This window comes from Sphingobacterium sp. (assembly GCF_032065005.1).
In the GTDB taxonomy this organism is placed as follows: Bacteria; Bacteroidota; Bacteroidia; order Sphingobacteriales; family Sphingobacteriaceae; genus Sphingobacterium.
Map to the genome: position 1 here is coordinate 282,087 of NZ_DAMBMM010000004.1, position 15,311 is coordinate 297,397.

Sequence of the window (15,311 nt, forward strand, 5' to 3'; positions counted from 1 at the left end):
TAATTTCCAAAATATTTTATTTCTTAAAAGAAAATGTACATTTTTGTGCCGGGCATGGTCAATGTATTTTGGGAATTTAACACCTAATAAGTCAAACAAAAAATAAGACATAAGTGTTTGATTGTAAAACACTTTAGCTTAAATTTGATTTAATCAAATATTCATTAACCAGCTTACCAGTAACAATAACCAAATTTGGGATATTAACATGAAAGGAAGATTTCTACTCTTTATTATTATTGCCATCCTTGTAGGATGTAAAGAGGAAGATATGTCCCCTCTTGAAGGTGAGTTCGACAAGACCCTATTGGAAAAGTACATTTGGAAAAATGACATCCTGATCGATGAGGTTTTTACGGACAACAGTAAGCCAGAACATTATAACCGAGTAACCACATTAAGCTTTACCGCTACGCAATACAGCCATAGCGTTCAGGACTCGGTCAAGGAGTCAACCCTGTTCAGGGGTAAGATGGATCATGAAAGGACAGCTAGCAGGATCTCGGAATATTGGGGTGATTATACTTTCAATGGACAAGATTCAACCTTGGTCTTTTCATATCGCGTCAATGAAAAGCTGTTCAATAGATTAAATCTTTCCAGTGATTCGTTGATCATTTATAATACCTATAAAATCATCAATCTATCCGAGGATGAGCTGACATTAAAATTGATCAATGATTCGGTCATGCACGGATACAATCCTGTAATGACTTATAAACCGATAAAATAATCGGTATCTGAATAGCAAAAGGAGCTAGCGATCAGTCGCTAGCTCCTTTTTGTTGTTGTATAATGCTTTCAATTAGAATGCATATCGCAAACCTAATTGGATTTGATACGGGCTTCCGTTCAAGTTAGATACCCCTACATTGGAAGACATGTTGTAAACATACTCTTGTTTTGTAGCATCAAAACTTTTGATACTATACAGGTTTTGTTTTCCAAGGTTGTTCCCAACTCCCCATTCTTTGTTCAGAAGGTTAGCAACGTTGAATATATCGATGGATGCTTCAATTCCATGTGTTTTGTAGAATTTGAATTCTTTGGCCAAATGAAGATCGAATACACCGTAGAAACCATTGATACCGCCATTTCGCTCTGCTATTTTACCTACATTGTTTTGGATATAATCTTTGATACTTTGTTCAGCATCCGGGTTGTTTAAGATAGCATTGATTCCGGCACGGATATTATCAGGAGTGTTATTGCTATTCGGATCGAAAACATAGGCTAGATCATTCGAATTCACGAAATCCCCGTTGACATTTCCTTGCACCGCCATGGAATATCTCGTTCCTGCGATACCACTATAGCGCAATCCCATGGAAACACCCCACATGGACGGCAATGTTCCATAAAACACCACTTTATGACGGTATTGGTTATCGGAATAAGTCATGGTACTTAAATCACGTGGATCATCTTTTACCATTAAGGATAGGGTCGCTGAATTGGCCACATTACCATTGTAGGAGGTATTATCTTTTGAATCATTCCAAGTATATGACATGGTCACTTGGCCATCCTTAAAATAACGATAAGTACCATCTACAACTACGGTATAGGTATTGTTTTTACCTTCGCTGTTCATTTCCAGCACACGGCCCACTTCCGTTGTTTTTCTGCTGTTAACCCAGTTTGCTGCTCCGTTCTTAGGGTTAATGCTGCTAGCTGGAACATATACACCCCTGTCACCTTCATTTTTTAGGCGGAACATCGGCTCATCAACCATATTGCGGTCCACATACATGTAATTGTTTCTCCCCCAGGTACCAAAAGCAGACACACCCACCCTTAATGAAGGAGTGAAAAAGTGGTTCAGGGAGATATTGGCCTTATAGATCGTTGGTACTTTAACATCCTTACTGTTGGTGTTGATGGTTACCAATTTTTCTACGCCCGGTTGATTTAATAGATCTTTTCCAGGAGCCGAATTTGGATCTTTTCTGTAGTCTTCAAAATTAGGCCTTGGCATCAATCTCGGGTCTGTGATATCAACTCCGGCAATGCGTGTTCCATCAAACAACATATTGTTCAGCATGGAATAAGGATTTAAGGCCGAACCGAATACACCTCCACCAAAACGGATGATATTCTTTCTTTCTTCATTGACATCCCAAGTAAACTGCACCCTTGGTTGGATTTGGAAAGTATTGATTCCATTGTCCGTCGAAATTCCTAATTCATCATAAACCACCTGATTGAAGTTAGCTTTTCGTAGATATTGGGTATTATCCAAACGAAGGCCTGCAACCACATCTAAACCTCTTGCGATCTTGGCTTCCATCTGTCCATAGATACCTACAGCTAAATTATTGACCTTGGTGGTTTCCTCATCTGTAATATATACATCACGTGCATAACGGTAAGGAGTAAGGTTTTTAAAGTTATCCATTCCGGTGAAATAGAACCTACCATTCATTTCACTTCCGTAGCGGAAGTCCATATTGGTGTACATGATATCGGCACCAAAGGTGTATTTGATCTTTTCCGTATTGAAATAAAGATTATTTACAGCTTGGATCATGTTTCCATGGAACCATTCAGGAGAAAAACGTTGTCCTCCGATCTGAATGCTGTTGAAGTATTCTTTCTCGCCATCTTTAGATTGCACATTTTCAACAATAGCACGCGGGATACTTTGATCTTGACCTATGCCATTGACATTATGGAAGACATCAGAGCTTTCGTAGAAATGTTGAACCTTGAAATCATTGGTCAATCGAGGACTGATTGACGTTCTCAAGGAAGCCATTAAGCTATTGTTAATGTACTTACGATTCATGTACGATTCGTAAGCGTTGATACCTGAATTATCCCCTTCTTGGTTATTGTCTTGGTCATAAACAAAGTTATTACGGATCGTCAACAGGTTTTTATCATTGATCTGCCAGTCAATCCTTGCGAAGGCAGCATCCGTTTTCTTCTTTTTATCGAAGGCACCGAATAATCTGCTTGCATCGGCACCATATTGGTTTTGAGCGATCTGTCTGAAGGCATCCAAGGTTTCTTGGGTTACTTTATAACGGCCGATATCCGCTGCATTCTGGATATCTGCTATATATAGAGGTCTTGAATCCGTTTGATGATCCCAAGCCACAAAGAAATGTGCTTTATCTTTAATGATTGGTCCACCTAATGAAAATCCATATTGATAAGTTGAGAACTCTTGGGTTCTTGGTGTTCCGTTCAGGTTATACTTACTGGATAACCAACCCGTTCTTGCAAATGTAAATGCACTACCGGTCAAGGTATTGGTACCTGATTTGGTAACCGTAGTTACACTACCTCCCCCGCTTCTTCCATAAGTTACATCATAATCATTGGTTACCACCTTAAACTCACGGATGGCTTCCATGGAAATGGAGTATGCTCCACCACTGTTACCACCTGCAACGGTACTTCTGGAGTTCATCCCATCTACGGTAAAATTGGTTGAGGATGCACGTTGGCCGGCCAAGTTGGTTCCGGTACTCATTGGAGAAAGGTCAATCAATGAAGAGAAGTTACGGCCATTTACCGGCATCTTTTTAAGTTCATTTGCAGTGATTGCCGTAGAAGCTCCTAAAGCTCTGATCTTATTTTGTAGACTTTGGCCCTGAACCACAATCTCATCGATGGTATTGGATTCATTGGTCAGCTGAAAGTTTACATTTAATTCATCGCCATAATTCAATCGGAAATCAGTTTGTTTCTGTTCCTGAAAACCAAGATGGTTTGCTGTTACGGTGTAAGGAGCACCCAATGGCAATTGTTGAAAGGTATAGTTACCGTTTTGATTGGTTACCGTTTTTTGGGTAAAACCGGTGGATTCGTTCCGAATAGTGATTGTAGTGCCACTTAAAGGTTCAGTACCATCGGTGATCTTTCCTACGATGGTTGCTTCGGTACTTTGCGAGAAAGCATGGTAAGGAACTGAAAAGATGAGGAGTAAAAAGAGCCAAGGCCCAAAGATGTTTTTAAGCATAATAATTTTTTCGTTTAGTTTGATTGTTAACTTCATACACGTTAACTGGACAATTAAATTGGTCACGAAAATATTGGGAGGATGTTTTCAAATGATTAAGGCTTGATTAAGAAATATTTAATTCTCCTTATTTTTCATTCATTTAGTATCCTTAATTGGAAAAGATGGTTTCAAAATCCTTTAATTTATAGCGCTTTAGATAGTTAATAAATACTTAACCTGCTGATTTTAGAATGTTTTCTTGGGGGATGATTATTCATGTAGCGGGGTTGATTGATTGTAACGGTGAATGAACCATTGTGCACTTCGGTAGAGCTCTTGATGGGAGGTTGGACCAAGAACATCTTTTCAATTGCTCGCTGGAAAGTCCCCAATACTGTAGGATCGTATCGATTACCCCCGCTTGGACTTAAAAAGAAAAAGGAGTTGTCTGGGTAGACAACTCCTTCTGATTTACTCGTAATTATTATTAAGAAGTAGTACTTTTTGTTTCTTTCTTTTTTTGGAAAAAGCCTAAGATCTTATTCCAAATAGCTTGGACTTTCATCTTATACTGATCAGCGTCAAACAAGGCTGAGTCTGAGGTCGATTTATAGGTCAAAAAGATGGCTAATGGTGTCAATACTATTATGGCCATCCACATCCCCCACATTGGGGTCAGACTTGCATCTTTCGCAGCTTTCTCTGCTAAGGTCGCAATAACATGGTAGATCAGGAAAAATATAATGGCCATAACGACGGGAAGTCCCAGCCCCCCTTTTCGAATAATCGCACCTAAAGGTGCTCCAATTCCAAAGAGTAAGAGACAAGAAACGGCCAAGGTGAATTTCCTGTGCCATTCAATATCGTAGCGGATATCCTTTTCAGCATAAGGGGTAAATTCAGCGTCTCGATTGACAGCCATATCCTTGATCTGCCGGGCTTGGCTCAGACCATTGTTAATAGCCATCCTCAATTGCCCGTTCTTATCCAGATCCGGCAAAGAAACCTTCGCTGTAGTCCTTCCAGGACTGTTTTCCCTAAAATATGGGGAGTAATAATTGACATAGCGTTTGGCTTCGCCAGCATTGACCAACTCCAAGCTATCGATATAGACTCGATTGGAATCAGAATAGAGCCGCAATTGCTTAAGATTCAACATTTGATGGTGGGATTTGAACAGATCTTGGTCAGTCCTATTCATCTGAAAACTACCCATATCAAACTTAGTAGTGGTTTCTTTGAACCTGAAACGTGTAAATTGTTGCCTAGGGTCATAACGTTTGGCGTTTTCAACCCGTGCATCCTCATATCGCACACCGTCCTTTAATTCGAGGACCATGTAATTATTATCGGCTGAATTTTGGATAAAGCCTTCTTTGGCAAATGTAACATTGCTCGCTGTTCCTCCAGAAGGGTGCTCATAGATCATCAGATCTTTCAAGGTGGTTCCATCTTCACTTTTACCCTTTGCGCGGATACTATATCCGGGAATGGTATTGTTAAAAACCCCAGGTTTGATAAAGAAATCCGCTTTTTTCTTACGGACATCATATAACAGGGAACCCATTTTCAGGTTTACCACCGGAAGGATATAATCCGAGAAGAAAAAAGATCCTGCACTGAAAAGTCCTACCACAACGAATAAGGGGGTCATGGCTTTACGAAGGGAAACACCGGCAGCCTTAATGGCCACGAGTTCATAACTCTCCCCTAAGTTACCAAAGGTCATGATGGACGAAAGAAGCATGGAAAGTGGGAGTGCCATGGAAAGCTGTACGGCACATTGGTAAGCCAAAAGCTCTAAAATTACATACCATTGAAAACCCTTTCCGATAAGGTCATCGATGTACTTGAACAAAAACAGCATCAACAGTACAAACATGACAATAAAGAAAGTCACCAAAAAGGGCTTAATAAATGCTTGTAATATGAGTAAGTTTACTTTTTTCATGTAATTTCAATAGGACCATTTGACAAAACTCTTTGGAAAGAGATGGTCTTGCTGCAAAGATACACTTTTTGTGAACTCAAAAATGTTAGAAAAAAGTTAATGTGGTCGTAAAACAGTTGTGTGCTATCCTTTTCAAAAGACAAGTATGGTCAGGATAAAAAGAGGCCCCCAAAGAATATTTAGAGGCCTGCGTTTATTAAGTATTTTTTATGCTCCGATCACCCTTTGCAGGTAACCGATAGAGTTATTCCAAATTAGTTTTCTATCGTCCAAATTATCTTCTTTTACATAATCTGTAACACTCAATGCTACATCATTGGTCAATTCATCTTGGATGATTTCAATTTCGAAGAAATAAGGTTCATCATCCAACCATTTGAACTTTACGCTTTTGTTTTCTTTAGTTGCAATCAACTTAGCGCGGTGGGATTCATTGTCCCAAATAAATTCATAAATACCATCGTGATAATTCACATCATCTGCAAACCATTGAGCAAGCTCATTTGGCTCCTGAAGGTAAGGAAAGAGGATTCTAGGTGAAGAATTTAATACATATTCTAAGTTTAATTTAATCTTTTCTGCCATTTGATATGTATAAGTAGATCTTAATATTTTTGTTAGTACTCGATGTGCATGTTTTACATGCTACTTTTTGTAAGTATAATGAATAAATCCGTTATTCAAAAAAAACTGCAAAAATCTTTTATTCACAAAAACAGCATTATTAACAGTACAGAATTGCTCCAGATCAAGATGGCTGCGGAAATTTAGGTTAATTTCCCTTGAGGCTATCTTTTTGAATATAAATTGATTGTAGCGATTCTGCTGAAAATTGAGGATTTGAAGTCTAAAATTGTATAAAATTTTCTTTGATAATTATTCCTTATTGCTATCTTTGCATACCGAAAAACGGCGGGGTAGCTCAGATGGTTAGAGCGCAGGATTCATAACCCTGAGGTCGGCAGTTCGATCCTGCTCCCCGCTACTGGAAAAAAGCTCATCTTACGATGGGCTTTTTTAGTATTTAGTAGAAAGTATTTAGTATTTAGACTTTCTGCAGCCGTGCCGGGAGGGGGCAATTTCATTAAGTTAAGGTTTTTGTATTGAGATTCATCCGAAGCATCTCGGAGCAATGCGAGCCTTCGAACTCAAATTTTAACCTCAATATTCATCTTTTCATCAATCTTTAAGAATATCAAGGATATAAATTTTAAAAGGTTTTGCAAACTTGGAAAACAAGATCTTGTAAAAATAGAAAGCTCGATTTACATCGAGCTTTTTTCTATATGTAGAATATAGGCCAGAATGGCCTATATGTTGTTTTTCCCAGTCTCTAAAGCAATTCCACCAATCTTTCTGACTTTTCGTTTCCATATAGCTTCTGTAAGACCTCAGTAATCCTTTGCGTGGTCTGCGCACTATCACCTTGGTAGGCCCACTCATTGATCAGAGATGCTGTACAAAGTGCTTTTAGGGTATGTGGATTATAGAAGAACATCGGATCGAGGTTAAAGATCTGTTTGTTTTTAATTGCCGTGATGCCAGCAAACTCCTTTCGGTCATAAAAAAGATTTGGGCTATCATTCCACATGACGATCATATCGGGGTTCCACTCTATCAGGGTTTCAGGATTAATGGTTGGGAATCCGACTTCATAAGGACAGACATTTTCCACAGCTGCCATAGTCAGGCAGGAATGCATCATGCCATTGGTTCCTGTGGTTGAAAAAATCCTTCCATACGCACCTGTAAAATAAACCCTTCTTTTTTCATTGACCCCTACTGCTTCCTGCTGCATCCTTTTCACTTCCGATTTCGTAAAGGATACAATCTCTTTGGCCCTATCCTCTTTACCTGTCAACATACCAATATCTTCAACGGTTTTATAGACCTCTCCCTCAGAGATTGCATTCAAGGCATAGACTTGAATCCCCGCATTACGAAGGGTTTCGATCAAATCGTTTTGAGTAGATGCGGCAATGACCAAATCTGGTGAAAGCTCAATGATATTCTCGATATTTCCTTGGTTGTTCAGGCCCGGAGCTGGTATTTTTCTTTCTGCAATGTCCACACTCATCTTTGAGTAATATGGATAGAGTTCTTGGCTCATGTAGACATCATTAAAAATACCTACCAGGGATTTTTCAGCACCCAAAACAAATAATGCATCCAACCCTGGTTCATCCAGACACACGATTCGCTTCACAGGTTTGTCAAGATTGATTTTGGCTCCCAAGGCATCTTCTACCATGATAGCTGATTGACCCTCTTCCTTTTCCTTGTTTTGTGGAGAATTACAAGATACCGTCAGGAATATCAGCATTATACCTAATAGGCTTGTTATGATCTTAATTGAATTTTTCATGTTGTTGATTATAAGTTAACACGTAGGGAAAGTCTTGCATGGATTGGCGCCATCTGAACCCAATAGTACATATCATTTGCCCCATTTCTCCAAGCTGTAGAATACATCTTCCGGTTCAATACATTATTTACGATCAGGTTTATTTTATATTTTTCGTTATTCCAGCCTGCACCTACATCCAATCGGAAATTATCTTCCAGGGGTTGCGACGTGGCATTTGGAAATCTTTCTGTCCTTCCCATGAGTAACTGGTAGCCAGCAGATAGAGAAAATCCGCTAAGCTTTGGGATAGGTAAATAATAGTTCAGCCAAGTATTCTGGATATGCTTCACCAAATTAGGGGTTGACCTTCCAATAAGCTCTGGATTATATTCATCTTCCGTGATTTCTGAATCCGTATAGGCATAATTGACGATGGCATTCAAGCCTTTGGCAAGCTGCCCTTTCATATCAAATTCGAAACCTCTGGATTGGCTCACCCCTGTTTGATAGATCAAGTTGGAAGTAGGATCGACAGAAACAAGTTGATTACGTTCGATGTGGTATACGGCCAATGTTGTGTTCCATCTTCCTTCCGACCAATCGCGTTTGAAACCTAGTTCATAATTGATACCTCGGATTGGTTTCAATGCATTTCCATCTACCGAAATACCCGATTGTGGTAAGTAGGTGCGGTCATGCAAGAAATATAGGGAAGCATCTTTTGTCAGGGCATAGTTTATCCCTAGTCTTGGGGTCAACACCAGGTCGTCAGTTTCTGTTTTTGCTCCATAGTCTGTAGAATTACCTTTTGATGCTGTCAATCGCAATCCTAGGGTAATCCTCAATTTATCGTTTAGCATGCTCAACTCATCCATGGCATACACCGATGCATAGAACAGTCGTCTTTCCACAATATTTCCCTCAGAATAGAAATCATTCTCAGAGGCAAAGTCACCACCTATGCCATTATTCATGATGGTTGTTGAATAGACCGGATTGGAAATGGAAAGTGGATATACCGCTGTGGCAGTTCCCCAGGTATCCCGGCTGTTGGAAGATTTATTATTGATATCGACTCCTGTAATGAAATTGTGTTTTAGGCTTCCGGTATTGAAGTTCCCGTTCAAATAGAATTGGGTAGAGAAGACATTGTACTTATTGGAATCATAAACCAGATTACGGTCTAGGATATCTGGATTTTGCTTATTCGCGCCATTTACCCAAAAAATAGATCCATCATAGCCCATCTTGATATAACTGGCTTTTGCGGTGAATTCCCAATTGTTTTTAAAGGAATTCTGATAGGTCAGGAACATATTGTGGTCACTGCCTGAAAAGGGACGAACGCTTGGGTCTGTTATGGTAAAATCTACAGGCAATGTGCCATATCCGTAAGGAGACATCTGAGCCTCACTCAACAGCAAATAGTTCAACTGCTGAAAGATATATTCTGCCGTTATGGAGGATTTTTCGTTGATCTGGTACTTGAGGGATGGCGCAAAAAGAATCCTGTTGTTTCGATCATGTTCCATAAAGCCATTGGCTTTCATTCCCATTAAGTTCAAGCGGTATTGAAGCTTTTCTGCTCCATCAAACTTCCCATCTAAGTCAATTGCTGCCCGCATTTGGTTAAAACTACCCATCAGCACATCGATACTTCTCCGGGTCTCGCCTGTTGGTTTTTTAGTGACCACGTTGTAGGATCCAGCTGGATCGCTCATGGCATGCATAAAACCGGCTGGACCCTTCAGGAATTCCACCCGATCGATTACCGCAACATCATCTCCAATTGGGCCTTTTCCCAAAGGTCTAAGATCCACTCCATTTCTTTGTGCTGAAATATAGCCAGCTCTGGAATAGATATCAGGAGAAATACCATTATGCAGTTCTTCACGCATGGTACCACTGACATTTCTGGTCAGGCTTTCGTTCAAGTTGGTTACAGCTTGATCACGGAAAACCTCACCATCCAGGATCTGAATATTTTGGGATGTGTTCAACAAAGAAGTACGAAGCCTTAATCCCTCCGACATCTCTTTGATATTATAGCGTTTGTAATATTTTGAAGTGACTTCTACCTCCTCTACCTGATAAACCTTTAAGGTATCGGGAGCTGTCTGGTCTTGATTTTGAGCCTTTAAAACAAATGGCACAATAAAACATATTCCTAAAAAGAGATTTTTGTTAGTTAGCATAGAAAATGAGTTTGATTTTTTCTCATGCTCAAAGGAAATAAAATGCTATTAGAGGGGTATAAGCGTGATATTAGAATGAAATTAGAAATTAAAAAATCTCGATTTTTGGGTGAAATCTTAATATTTTATGACAAAATATTTTATTCTATCAAATTCTCATTAATTGTCCCTAACTTTTTCTAATAAACAGGAATTGATACCTTTGGGGAAATCCAGTTCGGCAATAATTATCATAAAAAGAAATGTCCAAAGAAAAAGAGCCATTCAGCCTTAAAAAAAGAATCAAGAGTTTCGAATATTCCCTTGCTGGATTAGCTCATCTTTTGAAGCTTGAACATAACGCTAGGATCCATGTCATTGCTGCAATCATGGTCGTGATTGCTGGTTGGTTACTGGAAATAAGCAGTATGGAGTGGGTTGCAATTGTGATTTGCATTGGTTTTGTTTTTACTACGGAGACCTTGAATACTTCAATAGAGAATATCTGTGACCATTTGACCACAGATATTCATCCTCATATAAAGATCATCAAAGATTTAGCGTCTGGTGCTGTCTTAATCAGCGCCGTTACAGCTGTTGTAGTTGCTTTGATTATATTTATACCTAAAATCCTCAGTCTTATCTAAGCACCTTCTGGTTATTTCTTGTTAAGCAGGTAGTTTGCTACGGCATCATAAGCGGGCAAAGAGTACGGGTCATTTGCGGTGTTGCTTGCCACCGGATGGGAAGCCAACCTAACCAAGACCATTTCGGCCGTTGGATCTATGTAAATCGTCTGTCCATGTACGCCCCTTGCACAAAATGCACCATGCTTATTGTTGGATATCCACCACATATTGCGGTAGCTCCAATCCTTTAAATTACTGTAGCCAGCTTTGGCAAAATCCGACTGCTTCCCGCCCTTACGGATATCATCAATGACATCCTTCTTTAATACCTGTTTACCATTGAACTGACCATTGTTTCGGATCATCTCCCCAAACATGGCCAAATCCCTGAGGTTGGCATTAAAGCCACCGCCTGCAAACGCAATTCCAGAACGGTCAATTTGATAATAACCATCGTGATGCGCTCCGATTGGTCTCCAAATCTTTTCTGAAAGCAATTCAGGGATGCTTTTACCAGTTGCTCTACTGATTACCCAGCCCATTGCATCGGTGTTAATGGTTTTATAACCAAAAGCTTCGCCATGCTTCCCTGCTTTTTTTACTGTCTCCAGAAACTCATAATAATTGGTCGGTCCCTGATAATCTTTGGGAACTGGAACTGGATTTCCTGCTGCCGAAAACACCCAAATGTCTGCATTCGGATCAGCATAATCTTCCGAATAATCTAAGGAGGTGGTCATATCCAAGACCTGTCTGACAGTAGCATCTCCGAAGGCCGAGTTCTTGAGTTCTGGGACATAATCCTGGACTAATTTATTTTCATCCAATATGCCCTCAGCAACCAAGCTGGCCCCTAAGGTTCCTGTAAAAGTTTTGCTAACAGACATTACGGCATGGGTGCCCTCCTGATCAAGCTCTGCAAAATATTTTTCATAAACAATTTTCCCTTTATGCAGAATGATAATGCCATCGGCATAGGTCTTATCCAATGACTCTTCAAAGGTAACGGGAGATTTTTCTCCCAAAGGAACAAAGGTCACCTTATCCAGTTCACTGTCTATATTGCTTTCAAAGCTGTATCTATCATTTTGATTTGCCTGAACCACTTTGGTCGGCATAAATTCACGCATATGGCAGACACTGTAGCGTAAGCCTGGAAATTGAAAAAAACTGCCATCAAACAGGGACAAGGTGCTGTCTTTAGCAGGTGGGAAACCTTTCATCCATCCCATTTCTTTGGGATTTGATTGTTCTGCCGTTAAATTGTTTTGTGCGCTCAAGGTAGTACAGATTGATAAATTGATTAAACAGATTAATAGTTTTTTCATAGTATTTCAAAGGTAGTGTATCTGAATTAATAGCTGGAGCCAAAAAATTGTTTGGAATGAATCAATAGTACGCGATAGAATATCGAATCTCGTCAACTACCTGTTAATATAGTGTAGATATTTGTTAATTAAGGCAAAGTTCTTTAAGGTTAATTATATTATTTTCGATTATTCAAAAACATGTAAGAATTTGTAAAAAGATTTGATATGTGGGGAATAATTAACCTAAACCTATTTAAAATGGCTTAATCTATTTCCTCACATTTAACAGATCATCCTTAATAAAGAGTTAGTTAGTCAATATAGTTTTTAATTTGGTTTAAATCCACCTTGGGGAAGGTGGATTTTTCATAATGGGTATTGTTAACTTCCTCCCCTTACCCGATTCTGTTCATCACTTTCCTTTTTCCTCTGGCTGCCATTGAGGTCCTTTCCAAGTTTTATGGTTGCTGAAAAGATGAAAGTCCTACTATCAAGATTAAAATTCTGGTTCATCCTTACTCCGCCGGCATAAGATTCGGTTTGATAGGTCATGGATTTAAAGATATCATTGACTGCCAATTTTAAGGCGACCTTATCGCTCCAAATATTTTTCATTATCCCTGCAGACATAAAACCAAATCCTTTTTGACGTAATACCCCATCTGTTTGTGGAGAATTGTATTGTCCATTTATCTCAAAGGACCATTTTTTTGGCAGTTTAAAGATATTATTGGATTGGATCGTATAGGACCATTCACGGTTATCAATTTCTTCCTTGTTAAACTCACCGAAATAGTGGTTTTCAAAAATATTGGCGTTATTAATGGTTGTCCAAAACTTCAGGGGACCATAGGAATGGTTAATATTCACACCCTTGTTCCGGAAACCTTCAATATTGGCAATGGACCGAATAGTCACGTTTTGAGCAGGGATTTGTGTCAAGACACTAGTCATCACATCCTTCACATCGGTATAATAGAAGGAAGCATGCAAGTTCTTTCCAAAGCTATAATTCAATTCAAATACATTGGCTAATTCAGGTTGCAAAAGAGGATTTCCTTCGTAGAAAACAAATGCATCAATATAATATCGAAAGGGATTCAAGTCTTCATAGTCAGGTCTATTGACTCTTTTACTATATGAAAACTGTACATTATGTTTTTCTCCTATTTTTTTACTGATGGAGGTACTTGGAAACCAGTTGGCATAATTTCGTTCATTTTGGAGTTTGCTGGTCAGTTGATTTCCTAAGGAATAGGTGTTTTCAACCCTTAGCCCAGCTGTGAAATTCCAGTCGTTTGATTCTAAATGGTAATTGGCATATCCAGCATGTATATGCTCCTCGTAAAGGAAATGATTGCTGGTGCTAACATCATTGACCCAGTTACCGGCCTTTAAGGTATCATTTATCGCATTATTATCGGCATTCATAAAACTGCTTTTCCAACCTAATTCCAATCGCTGATGCTCATTGATATGTTGTAAATAGTCAAGCTTGCCTACATATAATTTGGTTATCGAGGGGGTTTGGTTTTTTCTTTTTGAAAGAAAGGCGGGCTGATGGATGGTCTTTTGAAAATCAGAGGCCAATTGTTGATCCGCTTTATAATCGGCATGTAGGTATTCAAAGTCTGCCGAGAGTAGATTCTCATTCGAGCCTATTTTTTGCTGCAAATTGGCCATTAAGGTATGGGTATTCCATTTGCTGATATTGCTGTTATCGGTTAATGAATTGGAAATTAGTTCTTCATTACTGAAAAGGATATTATTGTACCCTTGATTAAAGTTCTTATAGGTTCCAAAGCTTCCTGACCAGCCTATTCCCAAACTGAGTTTTTCAGTTGCCTGAAAATCTATACCTGCCTTTGCATTATTGGTCTGCAGGGGTTCGTTGGTATGGGAATATTGTATCGACTTTCTGCTTAGGGATTCTGTCGGATTCTTTTCAAAGAAACGGCTAAAGGTTCGATATTCTTCTTCTCCTCTAAAGCCTTTGTCAAAACCTAAGATAAAGTTCCATTTGTTCTTTTGACTATTCAGATTGAAACCGGCCCCATATCTTTCTTTCCTTCCAGCACCCCCGTAACTATTGACCGATAGATTGAACCCTGCCTTTTTATCATTCTTCATAACTATATTGATCATACCCCCCATCCCCTGGGCATCGTATTTAGCGGATGGATTCGTTATCAATTCGACACTTTTAATGGATGATGAGGAAGTCCCTTTTAGCAGGGTTGCAAGATCCCGAGGCGATAAATAGGACAATTTACCATTGATCAATACGGCGACATCAGACTTTCCCCGCATACTGATATTACCATCGTCATCCACCTTAACAGCCGGAGCTCGTTGAAGGATTTCTAGAGCTGTCATCCCGTCGGCAAGGATACTGTTTTCAATATTGATTACCATTCGGTCAGAGAGTCTTTCAATTAACTTTCTTTCACCCTTAATTTCTATTTCTTCCAAGGATTGAGAGGAAGGAAAGAGGTTTATGCTTCCCAAATCAACTTGCTTGGAAGCTATGTGCAGATCTTTTTTAATATAATTAGAATAACCCAGATATGATATCTGTAGATCATAGTTTCCATATTGCAGTTCGAAAGTAAAATAACCTTTCTGGTCTGTTGAAACCGCTCGTTGAGTGTTGTTGGAAGTCGATTTAAGCAATACGGTCACTTGACCTAGAGGTTCATTATTTTCATTGTGCACCAATCCTTTAATAACGGACTGAGCTTGAACTGTTAGGGAAAACAACAATAGGATGGTGCATAGTTTGATTTGTAATAGCATAATAAATAATTAAAATTCACTGTTTTATTTGTTGTTTTCATAAGTAGTCTGCGTCTTGTCCGAAGGTATCCTTCATATTCTCCTTCTTATCATCCTGGCATGGAAGCAGACAACTGGAATCCGTATTGATTCCCACGATGAAGACGACAGTT

Annotated in this window: 9 protein-coding genes and 1 tRNA gene; 3 read left to right on the forward strand and 7 right to left on the reverse strand. The window is 39.2% G+C overall.

The features are described from left to right. Positions 1-208: 208 nt before the first annotated feature. Positions 209-733 (forward strand): hypothetical protein, encoded by a 525-nt coding sequence (locus RT138_RS08610; RefSeq protein WP_313190341.1) that lies wholly within the window; start codon positions 209-211, stop codon positions 731-733. A 72-nt stretch (positions 734-805) separates the two neighbouring features. Here the strand turns inward: RT138_RS08610 and RT138_RS08615 are convergent, their stop codons facing one another. From RT138_RS08615 to RT138_RS08625, 3 genes are all read right to left on the reverse strand, one after another. Then, positions 806-3,970 carry a carboxypeptidase regulatory-like domain-containing protein gene (locus RT138_RS08615; protein WP_313190342.1) on the reverse strand — a complete coding sequence of 1,055 codons (3,165 nt, stop codon included), beginning with the start codon at positions 3,968-3,970 and terminating at the stop codon, positions 806-808. Positions 3,971-4,439: 469 nt separating this feature from the next. Further along, entirely contained in the window at positions 4,440-5,903 is a 1,464-nt protein-coding gene (locus tag RT138_RS08620) for an LptF/LptG family permease (RefSeq protein WP_313190343.1), read from the reverse strand. Between the two features lie 207 nt (positions 5,904-6,110). Next, on the reverse strand, positions 6,111-6,488 hold the full coding sequence (locus RT138_RS08625; RefSeq protein ID WP_093098723.1) for an START-like domain-containing protein: 378 nt from the start codon (positions 6,486-6,488) through the stop codon (positions 6,111-6,113). Between the two features lie 326 nt (positions 6,489-6,814). On the opposite strand from RT138_RS08625, the gene RT138_RS08630 reads away from it, so the two are divergent. Next, positions 6,815-6,888: transfer RNA gene (locus tag RT138_RS08630), tRNA-Met, on the forward strand. Positions 6,889-7,236: 348 nt separating this feature from the next. On the opposite strand, the gene RT138_RS08635 is transcribed toward RT138_RS08630, so the two are convergent. Beyond that, positions 7,237-8,268 (reverse strand): ABC transporter substrate-binding protein, encoded by a 1,032-nt coding sequence (locus tag RT138_RS08635; protein WP_313190344.1) that lies wholly within the window; start codon positions 8,266-8,268, stop codon positions 7,237-7,239. 8 nt (positions 8,269-8,276) lie between these two features. Beyond that, positions 8,277-10,445, reverse strand: coding sequence for a TonB-dependent receptor plug domain-containing protein (locus tag RT138_RS08640; protein WP_313190345.1), 2,169 nt, complete (start codon positions 10,443-10,445; stop codon positions 8,277-8,279). A gap of 242 nt (positions 10,446-10,687) precedes the next feature. On the opposite strand from RT138_RS08640, the gene RT138_RS08645 reads away from it, so the two are divergent. Continuing rightward, a complete protein-coding gene (locus RT138_RS08645) occupies positions 10,688-11,071 on the forward strand; it encodes a diacylglycerol kinase family protein (RefSeq protein WP_313190346.1) in 384 nt (127 codons plus the stop codon). A gap of 11 nt (positions 11,072-11,082) precedes the next feature. Here RT138_RS08645 and RT138_RS08650 read toward each other — a convergent pair whose 3' ends face one another. Both RT138_RS08650 and RT138_RS08655 read right to left on the reverse strand, forming a co-directional pair. Beyond that, complete coding sequence (locus RT138_RS08650) at positions 11,083-12,381, reverse strand: serine hydrolase (RefSeq protein WP_313190347.1); 1,299 nt, start codon at positions 12,379-12,381, stop codon at positions 11,083-11,085. A gap of 363 nt (positions 12,382-12,744) precedes the next feature. Beyond that, positions 12,745-15,159: an outer membrane beta-barrel family protein gene (locus RT138_RS08655; RefSeq protein ID WP_313190348.1), complete on the reverse strand. Its 2,415-nt coding sequence runs from the start codon at positions 15,157-15,159 to the stop codon at positions 12,745-12,747. Between the last annotated feature and the right edge of the window lie 152 nt (positions 15,160-15,311).